This window comes from Gimesia chilikensis, from assembly GCF_008329715.1.
GTDB lineage: Bacteria > Planctomycetota > Planctomycetia > Planctomycetales > Planctomycetaceae > Gimesia > Gimesia chilikensis.
In genome coordinates, this window is record NZ_VTSR01000008.1 from 220,105 (window position 1) to 241,485 (window position 21,381).

At 53.5% G+C, this 21,381-nt stretch carries 17 protein-coding genes; 9 read left to right on the forward strand and 8 right to left on the reverse strand.

The window, feature by feature from the left end; genetic code table 11:
* Positions 1-152 precede the first annotated feature (152 nt).
* A complete protein-coding gene (leuS, locus tag FYZ48_RS13095) occupies positions 153-3,077 on the reverse strand; it encodes a leucine--tRNA ligase (protein ID WP_149341046.1) in 2,925 nt (974 codons plus the stop codon).
* A gap of 388 nt (positions 3,078-3,465) precedes the next feature.
* On the opposite strand from leuS, the gene FYZ48_RS13100 reads away from it, so the two are divergent.
* Together FYZ48_RS13100 and FYZ48_RS13105 are read left to right on the forward strand one after the other, a co-directional pair.
* Complete coding sequence (locus FYZ48_RS13100) at positions 3,466-4,431, forward strand: sugar phosphate isomerase/epimerase family protein (protein ID WP_149341048.1); 966 nt, start codon at positions 3,466-3,468, stop codon at positions 4,429-4,431.
* Between the two features lie 46 nt (positions 4,432-4,477).
* The gene (locus FYZ48_RS13105) at positions 4,478-4,858 is read left to right on the forward strand and encodes a DUF5658 family protein (protein ID WP_149341050.1); all 381 of its coding nucleotides are present in this window, start codon (positions 4,478-4,480) and stop codon (positions 4,856-4,858) included.
* A gap of 7 nt (positions 4,859-4,865) precedes the next feature.
* Here FYZ48_RS13105 and FYZ48_RS13110 read toward each other — a convergent pair whose 3' ends face one another.
* Positions 4,866-5,582 (reverse strand): RsmE family RNA methyltransferase, encoded by a 717-nt coding sequence (locus tag FYZ48_RS13110; RefSeq protein ID WP_149341052.1) that lies wholly within the window; start codon positions 5,580-5,582, stop codon positions 4,866-4,868.
* A 210-nt stretch (positions 5,583-5,792) separates the two neighbouring features.
* Here FYZ48_RS13110 and FYZ48_RS13115 point away from each other — a divergent pair, with 210 nt between their 5' ends.
* Complete coding sequence (locus FYZ48_RS13115) at positions 5,793-6,629, forward strand: ExeA family protein (RefSeq protein ID WP_149341054.1); 837 nt, start codon at positions 5,793-5,795, stop codon at positions 6,627-6,629.
* Between the two features lie 53 nt (positions 6,630-6,682).
* The gene (locus tag FYZ48_RS13120; RefSeq protein WP_149341056.1) at positions 6,683-7,378 is read left to right on the forward strand and encodes an HAD family hydrolase; all 696 of its coding nucleotides are present in this window, start codon (positions 6,683-6,685) and stop codon (positions 7,376-7,378) included.
* On the opposite strand, the gene FYZ48_RS13125 is transcribed toward FYZ48_RS13120, so the two are convergent.
* Positions 7,375-8,061, reverse strand: a complete 687-nt coding sequence (locus FYZ48_RS13125; protein WP_149341058.1) for an SOS response-associated peptidase — start codon at positions 8,059-8,061, stop codon at positions 7,375-7,377. The two genes, FYZ48_RS13120 and FYZ48_RS13125, sit on opposite strands and share 4 nt — an antisense overlap.
* Positions 8,062-8,207: 146 nt before the next feature.
* On the opposite strand from FYZ48_RS13125, the gene FYZ48_RS13130 reads away from it, so the two are divergent.
* Positions 8,208-9,161, forward strand: a complete 954-nt coding sequence (locus FYZ48_RS13130) for an aldo/keto reductase (protein WP_149341060.1) — start codon at positions 8,208-8,210, stop codon at positions 9,159-9,161.
* Positions 9,162-9,184: 23 nt separating this feature from the next.
* Here the strand turns inward: FYZ48_RS13130 and FYZ48_RS13135 are convergent, their stop codons facing one another.
* Positions 9,185-9,850 (reverse strand): response regulator transcription factor, encoded by a 666-nt coding sequence (locus FYZ48_RS13135; protein ID WP_149341062.1) that lies wholly within the window; start codon positions 9,848-9,850, stop codon positions 9,185-9,187.
* Positions 9,851-10,927: 1,077 nt separating this feature from the next.
* On the opposite strand from FYZ48_RS13135, the gene FYZ48_RS13140 reads away from it, so the two are divergent.
* From FYZ48_RS13140 to FYZ48_RS13155, 4 genes are all read left to right on the forward strand, one after another.
* Positions 10,928-11,419: a chemotaxis protein CheX gene (locus tag FYZ48_RS13140; RefSeq protein ID WP_149341064.1), complete on the forward strand. Its 492-nt coding sequence runs from the start codon at positions 10,928-10,930 to the stop codon at positions 11,417-11,419.
* Positions 11,420-11,483: 64 nt separating this feature from the next.
* Positions 11,484-11,849, forward strand: coding sequence for a response regulator (locus FYZ48_RS13145; protein WP_149341066.1), 366 nt, complete (start codon positions 11,484-11,486; stop codon positions 11,847-11,849).
* Positions 11,850-11,986: 137 nt separating this feature from the next.
* Entirely contained in the window at positions 11,987-13,960 is a 1,974-nt protein-coding gene (locus FYZ48_RS13150; RefSeq protein ID WP_149341068.1) for a sensor domain-containing diguanylate cyclase, read from the forward strand.
* Between the two features lie 182 nt (positions 13,961-14,142).
* A complete protein-coding gene (locus FYZ48_RS13155) occupies positions 14,143-15,576 on the forward strand; it encodes a sodium:proton antiporter (protein WP_149341071.1) in 1,434 nt (477 codons plus the stop codon).
* 116 nt (positions 15,577-15,692) lie between these two features.
* Here FYZ48_RS13155 and FYZ48_RS13160 read toward each other — a convergent pair whose 3' ends face one another.
* From FYZ48_RS13160 to FYZ48_RS13175, 4 genes are all read right to left on the reverse strand, one after another.
* The gene (locus tag FYZ48_RS13160; RefSeq protein WP_149341073.1) at positions 15,693-17,093 is read right to left on the reverse strand and encodes an SGNH/GDSL hydrolase family protein; all 1,401 of its coding nucleotides are present in this window, start codon (positions 17,091-17,093) and stop codon (positions 15,693-15,695) included.
* 170 nt (positions 17,094-17,263) lie between these two features.
* Positions 17,264-19,021 carry a hypothetical protein gene (locus FYZ48_RS13165; RefSeq protein WP_149341075.1) on the reverse strand — a complete coding sequence of 586 codons (1,758 nt, stop codon included), beginning with the start codon at positions 19,019-19,021 and terminating at the stop codon, positions 17,264-17,266.
* Positions 19,022-19,134: 113 nt separating this feature from the next.
* Positions 19,135-19,659, reverse strand: a complete 525-nt coding sequence (locus FYZ48_RS13170; RefSeq protein ID WP_149341077.1) for a DUF1572 family protein — start codon at positions 19,657-19,659, stop codon at positions 19,135-19,137.
* 50 nt (positions 19,660-19,709) lie between these two features.
* Entirely contained in the window at positions 19,710-20,837 is a 1,128-nt protein-coding gene (locus FYZ48_RS13175) for an ROK family transcriptional regulator (RefSeq protein WP_187782009.1), read from the reverse strand.
* Positions 20,838-21,381 lie beyond the last annotated feature (544 nt).

The following is a 21,381-nucleotide window of genomic DNA, read 5'->3' on the forward strand; positions in this document are numbered from 1 at the left end:
AGCTGCCCGCGTTCCGTGGACCGGGCTATTAAAGGGGGGCACGTTTCTTTCATTTCCCCACAGCCGCAACAACAGCGCAGCAGGTCCCGCTGCTCCAGCGGAACCTGCTCGGCTGAAAGTCTGCCTCTGACTGCTCTCCGGTTCGCCGCCGCTTACTTCACCACGAAGTTGATCAACCGGCCCGGAATGACGACCGCTTTGACGATCGTCTTGCCTTCCAGGTATTTGGCGATGGTCTCGTCCTGCTCCGCGGCCTGCTGCATCGCTGCCTGGTCGGCATCGGCGGCTACCGAGATCTTGGATCGCAATTTTCCATTCACCTGCACCGGCACTTCGACCACCGATTCCTGCAGCAACGCTTCGTCATACTGCGGCCAGTCGGCGTAAGCCAGCGACTCGGTATGACCGAGGATGCTCCAGAGTTCCTCGGCGATGTGCGGTGCGAACGGGGAGAGCAACAGGAGGAAATCAGAGAGCACCGAACGCGAACGCGTCTTCTGCTGTCCCATCGCGTTCACGAATTCCATCATGCGGCTGATGGCCGTATTGAACGAGAGCTTCTCGATATCTGCGGACACGGCTTTGATGGTCTTGTGCAGAATCCGCAACTGTTCTTCGGAAGGATCTGCGTCGGTCACGCCCTCGTTCAACTGCAACTCTTCGGCACGTTCGTCGATGATCAACCGCCAGACGCGACCGAGGAATCGACAGACGCCGTCCACGCCGCTCATGCTCCAGGGCTTGGTCGCTTCGAGTGGCCCCATAAACATTTCGTACATCCGCAAGGAATCGGCACCGTACTCGTCCACCACAAAGTCGGGATTGACCACGTTACCTCGCGACTTCGACATCTTATGCGCGCGGCTGTTGACGAAGATCTCCGGTTCACCCACGAGCACGAAATCTTCGCCCGCTTTCTCTACCTGCTCTGATTCGAGTTTGATCGGCGTGGCTGGCTCACCTGAGTTCTTAATGGCCCATTTCGTGTCGGACTCATCCGATTCTTCTACGTCTTTCGCGGAGATCCAGGAGCCGTCGGCTTTCTGGAAGCCGGTCAACTCGACATCGCCGAGAATCATCCCCTGGTTCACGAGCTTCTGGAACGGTTCGGGGCAGGTCACATAACCGCGGTCGAACAACACCTGATGCCAGAAACGGGCATAGAGCAAGTGCAACACCGCGTGCTCGCCACCGCCGATGTAGAGATCGACGGGCAACCACTGTTTTTCAATCTCGGGATCGATAAACCGCTCTCCGTTTTTCGGATCGGCATACCGCAAATAGTACCAGCAGGAGCCCGCCCATTGCGGCATGCTGTTGACTTCCCGCATCAGGCGCGTGCCGTCCGCGTCGGTTTTGTACAACCACTCTTCAGGGGCGACAGACAACGGCGGCTCCGGAGTGCCCGTCGGCTTGAATTCCTTCAACTCGGGAAGTTCGACGGGCAAATTCTCCGCCGCCTCGGCCCGCATCAATCCGGTGATGTTGCCGTCCGCATCGAGCTCATGCCAGATCGGGAACGGCTCGCCCCAGAAGTGCTGACGACTGAAGAGCCAGTCCCGCAACCGGTAATTAACGGCCCCTTTGCCCACGCCCTGACTGACGAGGTCCGCGGTAATCTGTTTCTTGAAGTCAGCCGTCGGCGTGCCGTCAAAGGCCCCTGAGTTGATCGCCGTCCCGAACCCGGAGAACGGCGTGCGTTTCTGGCCGTCGATTTCGGCTTCGAGCGCCTGTTCGTCTTTGGAGGGAGTATAATCCGCGGGCGGTTCGACCACCGCGATGATCTGCAAATCAAATTCCACCGCGAATTCCCAGTCGCGCAAGTCGTGCGCAGGAACCGCCATGATCGCACCGGTGCCGTAGCTACTCAAGACGTAGTCCGCAATCCAGACCGGAACCCGCGTTCCATTCACCGGGTTGACCGCATAGCTGCCGGTAAAGACGCCCGTCTTCTCCTTGGCGAGATCGGTCCGGTCGAGATCACTCTTGAGGGCCGCCTGTTTGCGATAGGTGTCGACGGCTGCCTTCTGATCGGCTGAGGTCAAACGATCCACGAACGGATGCTCGGGCGCCAACACCATGTAGGTAGCCCCGTACAACGTATCCGGGCGGGTTGTGTAAACCCGCAACACGTCGGCTTCCTGGTCTTCCGGAAAGCCTGCTGAGCGACGCTTCGCTTTCCAGTTGTCAAATTCCGCATAGACGTCTGCTTCCGGGTCGCCCGAGCCGATAAAGAAATCGACCTCGGCCCCTTCACTGCGGCCAATCCAGTTGGTCTGGAGCGACTTGATCGAATCGGACCAGTCGAGACCTTCGAGCCCGTCCACGAGACGATCGCCATACTTGGTGATTCGCAACATCCACTGCCGCAAGGGAACCCGCTCGACCGGATGGCCGCCCCGCTCGCTCTTGCCGTCGATGATCTCTTCATTCGCCAACACGGTTCCCAATTTCGGGCACCAGTTGACCGGCGCTTCATGCTGGTAAGCGAGGCGCTGACGATCCTGGTAGCGGCGGACCGCTTCTTCGCCCGCGGCCTGCACTTTTTCAGGAATCGGCAATTCGCTGATCGGACGGGCCCGCCCCGTGCGTTCTTTTCCGTCCGGTCCGGTCCACTTGCATTCGTTGTCGAACCAGGAATCGAACAACTGGAGGAAAATCCACTGCGTCCAGCGGAAGTAATCGGGATCGGTCGTGGAGAATTCACGACTCCAGTCGTAACTGAAGCCGAGCATCTTCAACTGGCGGCGGAAGGTGTCGATGTTTTTCTGCGTCGTAATCCGCGGCGGGGTACCGGTTTTGATCGCATGCTGTTCCGCGGGCAAGCCGAAGGCGTCCCAGCCCATGGGGTGCAAGACCTGCTTCCCCTGCATGCGGGCATGACGACAGACGATATCGGTGGCGGTGTAACCTTCCGGATGCCCCACGTGCAAGCCATCGCCCGACGGATAGGGAAACATATCGAGAACATACAGCTTGTCTTTCCCTTCAACAAAGTCTCCCGTTTTGAAGGTTTCGTGCTGGTCCCAATAGGCTTGCCATTTGGTTTCAATCCGCTTGGCGTCATAGCGAGGCATGGTATCCGGTCTTCCTGATTCGTTGGGCACTCGGGCCCGGTCAAAGATTTAAAATTCAACAGCCTGGAAACGTTTTCCCGGTCGTACAGGGTAACAGACAGACAGGTTGGCTGTCAGTGATATCTACAAGAATAGAGTAAGTTTAGCTATCCTCGGAAACTTTGCAATTCTGCCTGTTTTTGAGATCGAGGGTTTCTTTACAGTCCTCGATTTGTCAAAATGGACGGGCTTAGAATCCGCCCCAGAACAATCCGATTTTTGACACTTAGACTGTGTCCAGTTTTACTGTAGCGTCTCCAGGACCGTTTGGACCGAGTAGATTAATTTGAAAACGCTATGGTTAAATGCGACGCGATCTAGAACACGGCTCAGACCGGGAGTAAACATAATGGCAGTTCCTTCAGAGACCCAATTCAACCAGGAAACCAGCAGACGCGAATTTCTGAAATCAGCCTCCCTGGCCGGTTTCGGTGCCCTCGCAGCAGGTTCTTTGATCACAGACACAGTTTTGTCCGCCGGTGTTCAGAAAAAAACGGCTCCCGAACATCTGAAACTGAGTCTGGCCGCCTATTCTTTCAACCGGGATCTGCAGAAATACTGGCCCACGCCCCGCAAACGCAAAACCCCCGCTACCATGGATATCATGGATTTCGTGCGCTACTGCGGCGAGCTGAAACTGGATGGCTGCGAGTTGACCAGCTACTACTTCCCCAACCCGGTCAGTGAAGACTACCTGAAAGAGACGAAAGACCTCGTCGGCTCTCTGGGTATGGAAGTCTCCGGCACCGCCATCGGTAACGACTTCTGTCTGCCGGTAGGCAAAGCCCGCGATGAACAGCTGGAAATGACCCGCAACTGGATCGACTACGCCGCCATTCTGGGTGCGCCCGTCATCCGGATTTTCGCCGGTCGTGTTCCCAAGGGTGGCAACGAAGCAGAAGCCATCAAGATGTGCCAGAAAGGGATTAACGAATCGCTGAAGTATGCGGAACAGAAAGGCGTCAGCCTCGCGTTGGAAAATCATGGCGGCATTACTTCCACCCCGGAACAGATGATGCGGATTATTGATGGCATCAACAAATCGCCCAACTTTGGCGTGAACTTCGACAGCGGTAACTTCCGCACCGAACATCCCTACGCAGACCTGGAAAAGATCGCTCCCCTGGCGATCAACGCCCAGATCAAAGTCGAAATGGGTGCCCGTGGGGAAGAAAAACCGGCCGACATTCCCCGGATCGTAAAAATTCTCAAGGACGCAAACTACAAGAACTTCATCGTCCTGGAGTATGAAGCCGATGAACCACCCAAAGAAGCAATTCCCGGCTACATCAAGCAGCTGCGCAAGCTGATTTGAAGGTACTCGTTCCGCCTTACCCCATCAGGTCGCATGAGACGCCATCATGGATGAAACCGATCCGCAACCCAATGAAAATAAATCAGGCCGCTCGTTCCTGGGGAATCAACTTCCTCTGGAGCGGGAGACCTGCATCTTTATTCTGGTCAATGCACTGGATGTGTTTATGACCTACCTGCTGCTGGTCACCGGAAGTTTCCGCGAGTCCAACCAGTTGGCCAACTACTTCATCGCCCATTGGGGCATCCGGGGGATGGTCTACTTCAAGTTCTCCCTGGTCGCCGTGGTGACGGTGATTGCCCAGATCGTGGCCCGCAAAAAGATGGAGACCGGTCGCAAGCTGTTGAACTTCGGCTCATTGATCGTCGCGGGCGTCGTCATCTACAGCTTCGTACTGCTGATGCGCTCGGGCTACCTGTTTAAATAACGAGGCTCTAAGGCAAGCGAACCAGGCCCGCCATCAGGAGTGCCGCCGTCTCGATCCGCAGGATGCCCGCGTTGATTTGAACCGCCTGTGCCCCAGCGTCCTCCGCTGCCTGAACTTCTTCAGCAGAAAAGCCCCCTTCGGGTCCGATCAGAATCACAACACCGGCTGCGGACGCTTCCGGTCCAGACAGATTCCGTTCCGTCCACGCGACTCCCTGCGGATCGGCGATCAGCAGTTGCTGCTCTGCCGGGTCGATCTCCTTGAGGAAGTCGCTCAACGCCTGTAACGGGGCCAGCTCCATCAGTCGAATCTGGCCCGACTGTTTCGCGGCAGACACGATCGTCTGTTGTAATTTTTTCAATCGGTTCTCACCCGGGTCGACGCTGCTTCGTTCCGTGGTCAGGGGCACGAGCCTGGTGACGCCCAGCTCGGCTGCTTTTTCGACCAGCCAGCGAAAGCGGTCTCCCTTGGGAACCGCGGTCGCCAGAATCAGGGGAACCTGTGTCTCAGCCTCGATTTCGTGACGACGCACCACCTTGATATCGACCGTTTTCCGACCTGTTTTCTCAATCTGCCCCTCGGCTTCGATTCCGGTACCGTTAAACAGCAGGACCTCATCCCCCACCTTCATCCGTAAAACGTGCAGCAGATGATGGGCCTCGCTCCCGTCCAGCTGGAGGAGCGCGTCGTCCAAAGAACCTTCATAAAAAAAACGGTGCGTCATGAATGTTTCTCAAGAAATCACTGATCGAAGAAGAGGCGGTACGGCTTTAATTTACGCAAGTTGAGGAAAATGAACTCAGCAGCCACGGTTCGGTCATGCCGATAGTAGTCATTGGCCGATTTTAACAATAAGGCAGGATTCCGTAACAGCGGGACCAGAGAATCTGAGCAAATCTGTTCAAACATCATTTTCATCGGGTCAACTTCAATCATGTACTACGACTTCTGGAATTTGTCACAGGCACCCTTTTCTCAACAACAGGATCTGGCGCTGTTCTTTGAAAGTGAACTCCATGAAGAGGCCCTGGCCCGTCTGCTGTTCGTGGCAGAGGAACAGAAAAAATGCAGTCTGTTTAGCGGTCCTTCCGGCACCGGAAAGTCACTCACATTAAAAGCCTGCCAGCAGATTCTGACCCGCAGTTCCTGTCAGTGTGAATACCTGGACCTGCTGGGACTCGGAGAAGAAGAGTTTCTCTGGCAGCTCTGTGCCCAACTGCGTCTCGGCCCTGCCCATGAGACCCCACTGCCTCAACTCTGGAGACAGCTCACCGACTGTCTGACCGGCATGCAACTCACCCAGGGTCGACTCCTGCTGCTGCTGGATCACGTTGATCTGAGCCGCCTGGAAGCACTGCACGCCGTCGAGCGTCTGTTGCACACCGGCAATCAGCAGTTCCCCAGTCTCTCTCTGGTGCTGACGATGGACGAAACCAGCTCGCCCCAGGCAGAGCGTGCCGCACAGATTTCCGATCTGTCGATCGAACTGACGGCACTGGATTCGGAAATGACCGAAAATTATATTCAGCATCGCCTGAGCCTCTCCGGTTGTGCCGACTCGGTCTTCACCACAGATGCGATTAAAGAAATTCACCGGTCCACACACGGATTCCCGACCCGGATCAATCAAATCTGCGATCTGGCACTGCTCGCCGGATATGAACAGAATCTGAACGAAATCGACGCCGAAGTGATCCGCAGGGCACAACGTGAAATTAATGGTGCACCTGCACACGTCAACCGCATTTCCGAAGCCATCCAGGGTGTATAGAATAAGGGCAGACAAAACAGCCCCTTATTCTTTCACAGAAACCCTGACGCATCATGCACATCTGCCTGTTTGACATTGATGGTACGCTTATTGACTCCGGCGGCGCCGGTCAGCATTCAATTCTGCACATGCTGGAAGACGAATTTCAGGTCTCCGCCCCCATTGAGGGCATCCCGACGGCCGGCCGTACCGATCACTCGATCATGGTCGATCTGTTTGAATACTTTAAAATCGAAAACACCAGCGCCAACCGCAAGCGTTTCGAAGCCGGTTATCTCAGGCTGCTCGCTTCCAATCTGAAGACGCGCCAGGGACGCGTGCTGCCGGGCATCCGCGATATTCTGGATACCCTGGCCGAACACGAGCATGTCGACCTGGGTTTATTGACCGGAAATTTCGAGCAGGGTGCACATCAGAAACTGACGCATTACGATCTGCACCACTTTTTCGAATTTGGTGCCTATGGCGATCATCACGCGGACCGCAACGATGTCGCCCATGAAGCGATCCGACAGATTCAACTGCGGCATGCTCCCGAGCTGTTGACGCAGGCGACCATCTGGGTCATCGGCGATACCCCGAGTGACATTACCTGTGCCCGGGCCATCGGTGCCCAGGTCATTGCGGTCGCCACCGGCGTCTATCCCCTCGAAGAACTGGAAAAGTGCAAACCCGACTACCTGTTCGCACACTTCGAAGAGATCCAGCCGGTCCTCTCGCTGTTCGCACCACCTTCGGTGACATTTTAGAACAGCGTTTTCTGTTCGCGGATCGGCTCGATGCATTCGGGGGAATCGTTGGCCACCCGATTCACGAAGGAACTGACCGGGTAAGCCTGCATCTCGTCTGCAGGATAGGTCTGCAGCAGAGTTTCCAGCTGCGGGATCGGCGTGGTGTCGGCACTCAGCCATTTGCGATACTGCTCCGGTCTCAGGATTACCGGCATCCGCGGATGAATGCCTTCCAGCAATGAATTGGCAGCGGTCGTCAACACACTGCAGGTTTCCAGTTCGCTGCCGTCCGGACTGCTCCACTGTTCCCACAATCCAGCCATCGCAAACAGGGGTTCCTCACTCAGACGCACGCACATCGCCTGTTTGGAACGATTGCCGGCACTCTTCCACTCATAAAACCCATTCGCAGGAATCAGGCAGCGACGGTAACGGAATGCGTTTTTAAACGAAGGCTTTGAAGCTGCGGTTTCCGAACGGGCGTTGATCATCGCCTGTCCCGGCTGCGGATCTTTGGACCACGCGGGAATAAAACCCCATTGAAAATGCCGGACCTCGAGCTCCGCACCAGCATTCGTTATCGCCAGCACGGGCTGGGAAGGAGCGATGTTATAGCGCGGGGAAACCCGCGGAAATGACACCATCTGAAACAGCCGCTTGATTTCTTCGTCAGGCGAAAACAGGAAAAAACGGGCACACATGCTGGATACGCTCTTCACTCTTTTGAAACAGGAAAGGCGGGACAATGGTTGACACCAGAGCCTGTTATCTTAAATGATGAGGACCACAAGTGCTATTCAGAAACCGGGCACGACAGAAACTCACACACGCGGAAGGATCAAACAGCATGAGCCAGTTACGCACCATCGGCAAAACAGACATCCAGATTACCCCCATCGCCATGGGCTGCTGGCCCATCTCCGGGGTCACCAGCGTGGATGTCACCGAAGAGGCCAGCCTGGCCACGCTCCAGGCCGCGTTGGATGCAGGCATCAACTTCTTTGACACCGCTTACTGCTACGGATACGACGGCGAGAGCGAAAAACTGATTGCCAAAGCCCTGGGGGAGAAGCGGGACCAAATTGTTATCGCTTCCAAAGGGGGCATCCACTGGGAAGACCGCAAACAGGTCCGCGACGCCTCCCCCGCCCGTATCATACAGGAATGCGATGAGAGCCTGCAGCGGTTGAACACCGACCGCATCGATCTGCACTACCTGCATGGCCCCGATCCGGAAATCCCGGTCGGTGAATCTGCAGCTGCGTTCAACGAGCTGCTGGAAGCGGGCAAGATTCGCTCCGTCGGCGTCTCCAACTTTACGCTGGAACAGCTGCAGGAGTTTCATGCAGTCTGCCCGATCTCCGCTTATCAGCCCCGCTATAACATGCTGCAGCGGGACATCGAACTGGATCGCCTCCCCTGGTGCAGAGACAACGAGGTTTCGGTGATGGCGTACTGGCCTTTGATGAAAGGTCTGCTGGCCGGCAAGCTCGCGCGGGATCATCAGTTCGATCCACAGGACGGCAGACAGAAATATCCCATGTTTCATGGAGCAGAATGGGAGAAGAACCAGGACTTCCTGGATGAACTCCGCACGCTTTCCACCGAATGGGAACACTCGATTGCAGAGATCGTCATCCGCTGGACAATCCAGCAGTCCGGCATCACATGTGCCTTATGTGGTGCCAAACGTCCGGAGCAGATTCAGGAAAATGCGGAGGTGATGAAATTTGAACTCTCGGAATCACAACTGGAGACCCTTGATCGCCTGATTGCAGAGCGCGGGCCGATCCAATCCTGATCGGGAGTTCCCGTCAGGAGACACTAAGGGAGTGTCAATCCTTCACGAATGGAATAGCGGGCCAGCTCGACACGGTCGTGGATGCCCAGCTTATGCATGATCCGATACTTGTGACTGTCGATCGATTTTTCCGACAGGTGCATCGACCGGGCCACTTCTTTCACGCTTTTCCCGCGTGCCAGATGCCGCAGCACTTCGATCTGACGTGAAGTCAAAGAAGTCAGCATGCTCTGTGACTGAATCGAGTAGCGGTTCCTTTTCTGATCGTAAACCAGACGTTCCTGGACCGATTGGGAGAAACAGTATTCGCCACGAGAGGCCTTCTTGATCGCATGGATCAGCGATTCAATCGGTTCTCCTTTGAGCAGATAGCCGACGGCATTCACTCGTAATGCCAGCTCAATGAAGATGTCTGACAGATAACCTGTCAGGAAAATCATTTTGGTATTCTTGAGGCGGGAGGTGATTTCCTCAGCAATGTCAAACGAGCCGCGTCCTGGCAGTTCGACATCCAGAATGACGACGTCTGGTTCTGTTTCCAGAATGAGTGATAACCCTTCATCCGCATTAGTCGCTGTCCCCACGACTTCGATCTGGGTATCTCTGTGAAAGCGTGATACCAGTGAATCAACCAGCATTAAGTGGTCGTCCACCAGGACAATTTTAATTAGATCAGTGGAAGTTAACATGCTGGGCCCCCGAGAAAAGAAATGATTAGATATCAATAAACTGAACGGTTCAATCTAATTTCTGACTTGTATCTGGATGTATAACTCCTTCCAGAAAATCTCTACATTGTTTGGATAGTTCCAGTACGTCGCTCGCCGCAGTGTCAACCAGAGGCTCCAGATCCTGCAGGACGACTGCCAGTTCCGGTTCCAGCTGGCTGGAGGGTAATCCCGCCAGGTGCTCGTGTTGACACTGTAAAATGGTCAGGAAGTTATTTAATCGATGGCAAGTTGTGCGAACATGCTGCGCAAAATCGACCTGTTCTTGATTGATAGAATGAGACATTAGATTTGAACACTTTGAAAAGTGGGTATCTAGATATTTATATCAGCACCAAAGTAAACTGTACTGCACTTCTTTCTGTTTTTGAATACTGAAAAAATCAAGTTCAGTGAACGAGATGTGAAAACTGAAGTTTTTCAGTTGGAAATGAGCTTATTTAGTAGGTGAAAACCACTACTCCCAATGCCTGCGATCATATCGTAAACGATTTATGTTTAATGGCTCAATAACAATTTTTTTGTTTTTGGAAATACCAGAGATTCGGTTGTGCGAATTCCGACGATTATCGCCTTTCCTGCCTGTAAACAGGCGTTTTCTTCCTCTTATTAAGAAATGACTCTTCGCGGTCACGTTTCTGCCTGATGCGTAAAGGCTTCTTTGATTTTCCTGCGACGCGAATCTGTGCCGTCAGGTATCTCCCTCCACATGCATTCTACCAATAAGGAGGGATTTCACTGCTTTTATCCGGGGGGTGTTTGCGAGATATTCGTTACAGCCGTCAAACCCGGAAATGTTGCCTGCGGGTCGAGTTTTTTCTCATGAATCCGATGTTGATATTTTAGCACATCTGATTTTCCGTGATCTATGTTCTAAATGCATACTCACATGACAGTCTCAGTTCCCCGTTTGACCGATGTGGAAGCGACATGGTCAAGCACTCCAGGGGCACTGATTTTAAGAGAATAATATTTCGTACCACATCGCAACGGAATCGGGCCCTCTGTGATCGATTCTGAAGAAGCAGGAATTTGAGAATGACATCATCTCCAACCCTCAGTAAATCTGAACTCACTGCCGAATTTGTGAACCCGATCATCAGTTCCACGATTTCCGTTTTTGAAATGATGCTGGGTTGCACACCCAAACGGACCGGTCTGAGTTTAAAACAGGACGTGATCCCACAACACGAATTGAGTGCCGTCATCGGTATCTCCGGAAAGGCAGCCGGCACGCTGGTGTTGAGCCTGTCCGAAAGCGTTGGTAAAGGCGTGCTGGACCGCATGCTCGGAATCACGGCTGAAGAAATCAACGACGAAGTCTGTGATGCTGTATGTGAACTCGCCAACATGATTGCCGGTTCTGCCAAGGCACAACTGGAACACCTGGAAGCTTCCATCAGTATTCCGAACATCATCACCGGGAAAGGTCATACCGTCCATTACCCGTCTAATGTGTCGCCGATCTGTATCGCCTTTGATTCAGAAATCGGAGCGTTCTCTATCGAAGCAGGCTTCTCTGATCGATAGATCCACCACTGATTAAACTCTGTTTTAACTCGCCAAACAACTTTAAATATAAGAGGCCAGTCCGATGAAAGTTTTACTCGTAGACGATTCAGGAACAATGAGAACTATCCAGAAGCGCTGTCTGTCGAAACTGGGTATTGAAGACGTTACTGAAGCAGAAGATGGGGTTCAGGCTCTGGAGCACTTTATCAACAACCAGTTCGATATCGTACTCAGCGACTGGAACATGCCTAACATGGACGGTTTACAGCTGCTGAAAGAAATCCGTCAGCGGAATAAAGACATTCCCGTCATCATGATTACCACCGAAGCTGAACGGGCACGTGTGGTGACTGCCATCCAGGCTGGTGTTTCAGATTACCTGGTGAAGCCGTTTACTCCCGACAGCTTGAAAAGCAAGCTGGAACGTTGGGTTACCTCGCATGCCTGAGGCTCATTGAGCAGTCAGGTTACCAGACTGTGAAAAAATCGGTTCACAGAATATTGCCCAGGCAGGCAGGGCAAACTCTGTTTTAAATAGAATGACTGCAGCCAGACTGATTAAAAATTCCTTGAAGGTCGTCACACATGATTTCTCCTGAAAAAATCTGGTCGTCGGATCAATTACCTACCCTACCCGCCGTCGCAGTTAAGTTGCTGGACCTGTCTAAAGATCCGGACACTGATATCAAAGATGTCATCGAGACCATCAAGGCTGACCCTGCAATCACAGCCAAAATCCTCAAGGCCAGTAACTCGTCCTTCTTCGGGCTGCGATCCGAGTGCAAGGGCATCGAACGGGCCGTCCCTCTGCTGGGAACCATGGTGGTTACCTCGCTGGCGCTGAGCTTCTCGCTCTCCGAAGCAGCCATCACACAGGGTCCCCTGAAGTCACGCTACGACTCTTACTGGAAACAATCGATTATCCAGTCTGCCGCCGCCGAGTTACTAGCAACCCGACTGGGTAACGAACTCAAATACGACAGCTTCCTCATCGGACTCCTGCAGGATATTGGGCACCTGGCCATGCTCCGCTCGATTCCCAATGACCTGTTGCCCGTACTCGAACAGGCTGAAACGCAGCAGCGTGACATGTCTGTAGTCGAAACAGAAGTCCTGGGAATCAACCATACAGAAGTCGGCGTGAAAATGATGGAACGCTGGCAGATGTCCGAACAGTTCCAAATCGCCATCGAACATCATCACGACACATTCGAACAATTAAAGGCCCTCCAGTCCGATCCCAACTTTAACCTGATCATCATCATCTCTGCTTCGGCAGCCATTGGTGATTACTTCTGCTCCCCCAATAGCGGTCTGGCATTACAGCGACTGCAACAGTTGATGGCAGAGTTCTACAACATGCCCATTGATGATCTGCACGGGTTCCTGGAAGAGGTCAAATTCCGCTTTGAAGAGGCCGCCCAGATTTTCCAGGTCAACATGGATGACATCGAATCGCCTTATGAAATCATGGCCAAAGCCAACGAACAACTGGTGCAGTTGACCATGAAAGCCCAGGTCGATTCCACGCAGGCTTTCGCCCGCCAGGCTGCCATCGAAGAGCAGAAAGTAAAACTGGAATCCGAAAACAAACAGCTGCAAAGCAAAGCGATTCACGACCCGCTGACCAAAACCTACAATCGCAGCTACTTCAACGAATACTTCGAAAAAGAACTGCATCGCTGTGCCCGCTCTGCCCAGCCGATCGGAATCATTTTCTCCGACATCGACCGCTTCAAAAGTCTGAACGACACCTACGGCCACCAGTTCGGTGACCTGGTCCTGCAGCGGGTTGCCAAAGTCGCCAGTGAGTCTACACGACGCTCTGATATCTTCTGCCGCTACGGCGGTGAAGAATTCGTCATCATGGTGAATAATCCCTCTGAAAACGGAATCCATGAACTCGCGGAACGTCTGCGGAAACTGATCGAAAACGAAGTGATTGAGTTCGAAGGCAAACGCGTACCTGTTACCGCCAGCCTGGGTGCCGTAGTTGGGATCCCTCCTCGCGACATGACCGGCTTCGGAGAACGCCTGATCGCAGAAGCGGACGAAGCCATGTATAACTCGAAAGAGAATGGCCGGAACCAGGTTCACGTACGCTCGATCATCAGCCAGGAAGACAACGAGCTGCAGAAGCTGGTCAAACGCAGCCGCTTCAGTCGCTGGCTGGTTACCAAGAAAATCTTTGATATCCCGACCATTTCCAAAGCACTCTTGAAGTGCCCTCAACAGGAAACACAGACGAAAATCGGTGAACTGGCAGTCAATGAAAAACTGCTGACCAGTAACCAGGTCACAGAGATACTCGAAGCACAGCAGAAAAATGGACAGCGATTCGGGGAAATCGCCATTCAGAGGCAGCTGCTCACCCGTGAGCAGGTGGCTTATCTACTCGCGATACAGATCGAACCGCCGATCGTTCTGGGGAAAACGCTGATCTCGCTGGAAATGCTGCAAAGTGCAGAGACAGCGGAGCTGGTAAAGCTGTATCTGTCGGAATTCAAAGCCAGTGCGGCTCCGATGGAAGAACGCCGCAGTGAATTCGCAAATTCATAAATTCAATTTGTGAAATCCTGCCGACGTGGAAGTTGTACACAGGGTCGGTTCCTGCCATAATCCCGAGTTGACCACACGCCAGTTAGCAAGCTGAGCTCTTGTTATCACCGTTCTACATGAAAACGGATTTTCGCGCTTTAACCCATTTTTTCATAATCCCCAAGTAACGGAGGGCGATTGAGATGAACTTAATCGCTGATACATACGCGCAACTGGAAGCAACCTCATTTGTGGCCACGACTGAACAACCTCACGAGGAACATCATGGCCATGCCGAACCTCCCGCCTTTTATAGTGTAATTCCGTTCGCCGCACTTTTGCTGTGTATCGCTTTTCTACCACTGATTCATAAGACGGAAGAGTGGTGGGAACATAACAAAAACCGGTTTCTGGTCGCAGTCAGCCTGGGGCTGGTGACCCTGCTCTATTACACATTCCTTTACGGACACGGCGTCGTCGATCATGGCACACACGAGCTGTCAGCTCCCGGGTTCCCTGCTGCCGTCGTGGTCCTCAAGAATGCGATCCTCGGGGAATACATCCCCTTCATCGCCCTCTTGTTTTCCCTGTATGTCATCAGTGGCGGCATCGCGTTCAACGGCCATCTGGTGGGACGACCGATTCTGAATACGGGCATCATCGCCATCGGTGGCGCGATCGCCAGCTTCATCGGGACCACAGGCGCCGCCATGCTCCTGATCCGTCCTTTGCTGAAAGCGAATGCCAAACGTGACTATGTGGCTCACACGGTGATCTTTTTCATCTTTGTCGTCTGTAACACCGGCGGCTGTCTGCTCCCCATCGGTGACCCGCCCCTGTTCCTGGGCTTTTTAAGAGGCGTCCCCTTTACCTGGACGCTGACGCTCTGGCCCGAGTGGCTCGCCATGAATGGCATGCTGCTGGCCGTTTATTTTGCCTTCGACACCGTCCGCTATCGCAAAGAAAACAAAGCCAAGGTGGAAGCCGTTCCGGAAGATCCAGAACCTTTCGCACTTAAAGGGGGCATCAACTTCCTCTGGCTGCTGATGGTCATCTTCTGCGTCGCACTGCTGGACCCCTCCAAAACGGTCCCGGGTACCAGCTGGAGTGCACCTCACTTTTTCCGTGAAGGCTGCATGTTTGCCCTGGCAGGCATTTCCCTGCTCACAACTTCAAAAAGTATTCGCGAGCAGAACTCCTTCAATTACGAAGCCATCGTCGAAGTCGCCGCCCTGTTCGTCGGTATTTTTATCTGCATGCAGGCTCCCGTACAGATCCTGAATGTCTACGGTGCCTCGCTGGGCATTGATTCCCCGGCGAAGTTCTACTGGGCCACAGGCACGCTCTCCAGCTTCCTGGATAACGCTCCGACCTATGTCGTCTTCTTTGAAACGGCCAAATCTGCGGGCGGCAGTCCTCCCATGGTTGCCGGCGTCAGTGAAATCGAGCTGGTTGCCATCAGTTTGGGAGCCGTCTTCATGGGAGCCATGACCTATATCGGCAATGGTCCCAACTTCATGGTCAAAGCGATCGCCGAAAAGAACAACATTCGCATGCCCAGCTTCTTTGGCTACATGTTTTACAGCTGTCTGTTCCTGTTACCACTTTCAATTCTGCTGACGATCTTCTTCCTGTAAGCAGACGGAAACCGGAACCGCAATCAGCGCAAAATAAAACAGGCAGTCCAGGTTTTTACACCCGGACTGCCTGTTGTTTTATTACATCTGGAATCAAGTTCTGATGTCCGCGTCGCTTACTTTTTCTTAGCAGCGGTCACCTTCTTCAGAACATACTTCCGGGCCTCAGGCTGATTGATCTCATAGATCTTATCTTCCAGGGCTTTCGCAGCTGCTTCACTCTCCTGGATCACACGATCCTGGTCGGCCAGGCGTTTGTCCAGCTCTGCCAGCTTTGCCACCGTTTTTTCATCCTTCTGATCTCCCTGTGCGTCCAGTTCCCGCTTCATCCGGGCATACACCTGGAACACCCGCCAGGTGTTGCGTTTGTTCTTCACGGGGCCGTCATTGCGTTCCTTGTTCAACAACGCGACCTGCATGGCCTGCTGGTACTGAGGTGTCTTCGGATTTCCCTGCAGTTCTACATGCCGGGCCAGGGTCGTATTGGAGTATTGTCCCACGACTTCCCCATCGATAGACAGTTCGTACCGGCCGGGGGGCAGGTCATGGATCGACAGCGATTCCTGACTCATCCGATGCCCCAGTTTCGTCAACTCTGCGCCCAGCTTCGCTTCAGCGGGCACCACCCAGGGCAGGCTGTCAGCCAACCAGGTGAAGGAGACGCCGTCGTCTGAAAATTTTAGATCAGACAGCTTACCGCCACGCGCTGTCGAGGTGGCCTCACCGTTGGCTTTTTTACTGACGGTGATCCGCGAAACCTGTCGTTGCACGTTCATATCAGACAGCAGGGCAAATGCCATCACCACCTGTCCCGGCGCATCGGGATGCACGGCGTCCCTGATGATCGTGAACTGAGGATTTTTCTGACGTTCCGCAATCGTGATGTTATTCAACGGTCCATACATGTCCACAAACCCGAAGCCTGATTCGGCAGCAACTTCACGCAGCCAGGTTCCATAGTACGCCAGAACCGAGTTATACAGCTCCACCGAAGCCGGATCCCGCGGGCGTTTTCCCATGCGGGCCGCCCGGGCGTCAAACATGGTTGGCGTCATCAGGATCGGAGTCGCACCAATGCCTTCAATCTTGCTGATCAGCTCTTTCATGTCATCATAGTAGGTCTTGAAAATCTCATCATTGAAGGGCTGATAGCGGCCGTCGTTCATTCCCAGCAGCACTGTCACATACTTGGGATGATAGGCGGCGACGTCCCGGTCAAAACGAGCCAGGGCATCCCAGGCCTTGGCCCCACCCACGCCGGCATTATGAAACTTCAGACGCATTTTCGGATAACGGGTGTAAAAGAAATCTTCTACATACTGAGTGTAGAGACACTGATGCGTAATACTGTCTCCCAGGAAAACAATGGAATCGCCGGTCTGCAATTCCATCTTGGACAGCGGCGCTTGATGCGTCTTCTGCTCCGCTTCCTGAGCGGATAAAAGCGAAGTAGCCTGCAGCAACAGACAGACTGCCGCCAGGCGGATCAGTTGATAGCTGATCTTCGGATATTTCATGATGTTTCCCCTGCGTAAAGGTTCTCTGGAGTGTCAACGCGTCAGTATTGTTGACGAAAAGCATTGTTCATTTCGTCTAATGTCCCCTGAGTCACATCGATTTGCAAGCATCATCCCAGACGTCCCTCAGTTTTTCCTGGAACAGAAAACAGACGGGTATTCAGGTGTGCTTACTCGCGGACTTTCATGCCGGGAGGATAAGCCAGGGGACTGGGATCGGCGGGCTGTAATTTCAATCGTTCCGCAGTCTGTCGATCGAGGAAGACCGCAGCCGCCTGGTCGGCAAAGACCAGCATCCAGCCCGGATTTGCGGCCATTCCCATGATTTCATTCCGGGAATAGCGACTGTCGAGAATCACCGCCGGTAACTGGCCATTCTCATCCTGCAGCAAATAGGCCCAGTCGGTACTCCCCTGCATCATCTGCTGTTTGATCTGCTCGTACCATTCAAACGTCTGCTGGCTGTTGACCTCCAGACGTCCGTCAAAGAACACTCGCTTCTCGGGCCCGTTATGATAAATGTAAACCGCCGCCTGTCCCATGTTCGAAATATAGGCACGGTCCGGCATTCCCTGTTGTCCTGCAAACTTCGAGGCACCATGCGCATACCAGGCTTCTGCCTCTCCCAGCGCCAGTCGTTTCCCTTCGCCGCCCCACACATGCCAGTACCCGGTAAACAGGCTGACGAACAGGAACAGAAAGATCCCCGCAGAAACAAGCGATCCGCGAGATAACTGACGCGTTCCCTCAGCAGTGTCAGACGCCGGCTTCCCGAACAGAGCAATCCCGAAACGGGCCCAGTCTGAAAGATTGTCACAGAGCACAATCCCCGAGATCAGCGCAAAGATGCTGGTGTTCCGCGATGCTTTGAAAGCCAGGTGTGTAAACGCAGCAAACAGCAACAACCGAAACACGTTGATCCGTCTGTTGATCAGCAGTGGAATGAAACTGACCAGCGTCAATACCCCCAGCAACACCTGTGATGCCAGAAATAAATTCTTCAGTCCATGCTGCCTGATAAAATCCAGGGGCGGCTGGAATTCACCGATGCGTACGGAATAGAAGGCCTGATCTACTGAGAACTTTTCATACAGCGTCAGGGGGAACAACACTCCCTGCTCGAAATAGGGATTCAAAAAGCAGGCAATTCCCGTCAGCACGGCGATGCGAATCAACATCACACCAGTCAGCTCCGTCGCAGCCGGTTCCAGCCCAAAGCGACCCCGCGCCCAGCCGCGCACCAGATGATCGATCACCCACAGCACACTGACCACCAGCCCCAGTACAAACAGCGCATGACTGTTGACCCAGAGCAGCGCCAGTAACGGAATCAGCCATAATAGTGGGGGACGCGCCGCAGCCCGATTCAAAACCAGCATCCAGGCAGCCAGATAGACCAGCGAAAGCATTTCCGGACGCACAACCGAACGACCGGAAAGACAGATCACCGGCAGAATCCACAGCAATGCTTTCCCCCAGGGGGGCAAAAACCGACCACCGGCAAACCAGCCCAGCCCGACCGTCAACGCCAGGCAGAAGGCTTTGCTGAGGATCAGTAAATTGACGCCGCCCCAGTGATACAGCCAGGTCACCAGCAACTGGAAGCCCCAGTGCATGTCGATCCAGGGCCGATCAGAGTCCACGAACGTAAACCAGTCGAAATAAGGAACGGTCCCCCGCTCCAGAATGAGCTCTCCGGTTCTCAGGTGCCACCAGATATCCATGTTCCGCATCGGAAAGCAGGAAATCAGAAACGACCAGATCAGCAGCAGGGAGAGAAACAGCCAGGTGTGGCGTGAAATTCCCGGCGACGGTTCCGCTAACGCCTGACTGCTCGCAGAAACACTCGAGACAGCAGCCCGCTTCTCAGCCTGAGCAGTTTCCCGTTTCGTTGTGTTTTTTCGCGCTCGTTTCGCCTTACGAGACATGACAACCTTACCCCGGATCAGATAACAACATACCGACAGTCAGCAGTTATTGTAGCGTGTTAACGGTAACCAAAAAATGAACCGGGCACGTTCTGAATCAGTTTTCACGTGGTTCAAATCGGCACGCCGTTTCGCTCTGCATCGGGAGACCAGTCGAACTGGTATGTTTCCCCCAGCTGCAGCCGGGTCAGATAAATGATCTGGTGCGTATGCCCGACAAAATGAGGCACCGTATGGGCAATGGCCCCCAGCACGGAGACGGAAAAGCCCTGGATCGTCCGCGACTCCAGTAAGTCAGCAGCAGACAGCGTCTGAAAGACCGCACTCGCACGTTCTACGCTCTGTTCCAGTAGAGACAACAGTTCGTCGCGATTGTGGCTCTGTTCGGCCTCAAACTCGGCTTCCCGCTGACGCTCATCATGGGCTCCAGTAATGCCGGCCACCGCCCATTGATTGAGATTTCCGGACAGATGCAGAATCAGGTTTCCGATGCTGTTGAGGCCCGGCTCCGGACGCCACCAGATCTGCTCCTGCTTCAACTGGCCCAGACAGTGACGGATTTTACGCAACGACTGCGTGAGCAGGTGCTGGAATTCGCGAATCGCTTCCCGGGCCAGATCGTCTGCCGAGGGTGACATACCCCTGCTCCCTTTCTGATCAGCGCCTTCCGCAGCGGTTCGACACAACTCTAGGTCAACCGCGGTCCCAGACCGTTCGCCAGATGGTTAATAATCCCGGCAACAGCGCCCAGGTACTTATTCCCTTTCGAGCGTTCAATCTCGCAGGAGCTGGAAGAAGGTTTCAAAGCCCGATTCTTGGCCAGTTCACACATTCTGCTGAAGACATCGTCCTGCAGATCGAACAGCCGCGAGGTGATGAAGATATTCGAGGGATTGAAAATGTTGATCGCAGCAGCCACCCCGATTCCCAAGAACTCGATCGTGCGATCCAGTTCCGGTGTAATATCGAGTTCGCCCTGCTTTACGAGTTCTTTGATCGCATCAAAGTCGAGTTCTTTGCCAACCCGCTTCGAAACATAATGTGTCAAAGCCATATCGGTCGCGACGGTTTCCAGGCAGCCCAGGTTACCGCAACCACAGACACGTCCACCCTGGGGTTCGACGGTGATGTGGGCGATTTCTCCCGCCAGACCATGTTGACCATCCAACAGCTGACCGCCGGTAAAGGCACCCATACCGAAACCGGATGTTACGTCCAGGCTGATGAAGTCTTCCAGATCCTGGCCGGCACCATAGGTTTTTTCGGAGAGACACAACGAGGTGGATTTCTGCACCAGGATACATTCCAGATTGGTCTTCGCAGCAATATCTACCGCGGGTGCCTGTCCGTCTACAATGTGCAGGTTCGACGCGAGGAAGATGCGACCATCATTACTGTTAACCAGACCAGGCACGGTGATTCCGACACCCAGGGCAGGAATTTCTTCCTTCTTCACCAGATCCATGATTTTCTGGGAAATGATATTAATCAGTTCTTCGTATGACGAAGGAGTTTTAAACTGATCGAGCTTTTCTTCGTGCAGAAAACCATCCAGACCGGAGGCAACGATCGAACAATAGTCCCAGTCCAGAACCACACCAATCACCTGGGCACTGAAGCGCGGTAACTGTAGCAGCTTGCCGGGACGACCCACCGAAAATTCCGCTGTCTCACGTTCCTCAAGCAACCCCGCATCCAGCAGGGCACTCACGGCCTTGGAAACAGTCGGAGCACTGATTCCAGAACAACGCATGACATCAGCGCGAGTTAATGTTCCCTGGCTCTGGATAACTTCCAAAACCTTACGAACGTTCATTTTTCGTAACAAGCTCGGTCGGTGTGGGGATTGCATAGTCACTCTACGTATTAAGGAAGAAATGGAATGTACAACGACGGGTCGTCGAAATGAATCTAAATTTCACTCGGTAATCATTACTGTAAGTGAGATCCGGCTCTGATCAGACTGGCGATTCTGGAGAGCACTTGATGCAGGTTTCTGAATCGTCCTGCCGCAGTAACTTTATATGATACGGAATCTTTTCGTAATTACAAACGCGAACCAAAAAGAAGGTATTCATTTTTTCATCTGCGGGATTTTCGAAGCGGAGTCTCAGATATAAAACTCAGGGAAGGGTCCCAAGTGCCACGACTGAACAAATAGACCCGGCTGACCACATAGAAGACAACTCGGGCCTGCTTGAGTTGAAACCTACCACGCATGATCAACCGGGTATTACTTGTGAACTAATGAGTTGCACTCAACAACACTTGAGAAATTGAAAAATATCGAAGAAAGGTAAGTAATTTCACCAATTATCAGGTTAATTAAATATAAATGCAGTTTGAACTGAAGTGTGGAG

What these genes read in the sequence shown, in the direction of transcription:
- FYZ48_RS13110 (WP_149341052.1), bottom strand. Translation starts at nt 5,582, where the DNA reads ATGACGCACCGTTTTTTTTATGAAGGTTCTTTGGACGACGCGCTCCTC.
- FYZ48_RS13120 (WP_149341056.1), top strand. Translation starts at nt 6,683, where the DNA reads ATGCACATCTGCCTGTTTGACATTGATGGTACGCTTATTGACTCCGGC.
- FYZ48_RS13170 (WP_149341077.1), bottom strand. Translation starts at nt 19,659, where the DNA reads ATGTCACCCTCGGCAGACGATCTGGCCCGGGAAGCGATTCGCGAATTC.
- FYZ48_RS13135 (WP_149341062.1), bottom strand. Translation starts at nt 9,850, where the DNA reads ATGTTAACTTCCACTGATCTAATTAAAATTGTCCTGGTGGACGACCAC.
- FYZ48_RS13105 (WP_149341050.1), top strand. Translation starts at nt 4,478, where the DNA reads ATGGATGAAACCGATCCGCAACCCAATGAAAATAAATCAGGCCGCTCG.
- FYZ48_RS13115 (WP_149341054.1), top strand. Translation starts at nt 5,793, where the DNA reads ATGTACTACGACTTCTGGAATTTGTCACAGGCACCCTTTTCTCAACAA.
- FYZ48_RS13145 (WP_149341066.1), top strand. Translation starts at nt 11,484, where the DNA reads ATGAAAGTTTTACTCGTAGACGATTCAGGAACAATGAGAACTATCCAG.
- leuS (WP_149341046.1), bottom strand. Translation starts at nt 3,077, where the DNA reads ATGCCTCGCTATGACGCCAAGCGGATTGAAACCAAATGGCAAGCCTAT.
- FYZ48_RS13100 (WP_149341048.1), top strand. Translation starts at nt 3,466, where the DNA reads ATGGCAGTTCCTTCAGAGACCCAATTCAACCAGGAAACCAGCAGACGC.
- FYZ48_RS13125 (WP_149341058.1), bottom strand. Translation starts at nt 8,061, where the DNA reads ATGTGTGCCCGTTTTTTCCTGTTTTCGCCTGACGAAGAAATCAAGCGG.
- FYZ48_RS13160 (WP_149341073.1), bottom strand. Translation starts at nt 17,093, where the DNA reads ATGAAATATCCGAAGATCAGCTATCAACTGATCCGCCTGGCGGCAGTC.
- FYZ48_RS13150 (WP_149341068.1), top strand. Translation starts at nt 11,987, where the DNA reads ATGATTTCTCCTGAAAAAATCTGGTCGTCGGATCAATTACCTACCCTA.
- FYZ48_RS13175 (WP_187782009.1), bottom strand. Translation starts at nt 20,837, where the DNA reads ATGAACGTTCGTAAGGTTTTGGAAGTTATCCAGAGCCAGGGAACATTA.
- FYZ48_RS13165 (WP_149341075.1), bottom strand. Translation starts at nt 19,021, where the DNA reads ATGTCTCGTAAGGCGAAACGAGCGCGAAAAAACACAACGAAACGGGAA.
- FYZ48_RS13140 (WP_149341064.1), top strand. Translation starts at nt 10,928, where the DNA reads ATGACATCATCTCCAACCCTCAGTAAATCTGAACTCACTGCCGAATTT.
- FYZ48_RS13130 (WP_149341060.1), top strand. Translation starts at nt 8,208, where the DNA reads ATGAGCCAGTTACGCACCATCGGCAAAACAGACATCCAGATTACCCCC.
- FYZ48_RS13155 (WP_149341071.1), top strand. Translation starts at nt 14,143, where the DNA reads ATGAACTTAATCGCTGATACATACGCGCAACTGGAAGCAACCTCATTT.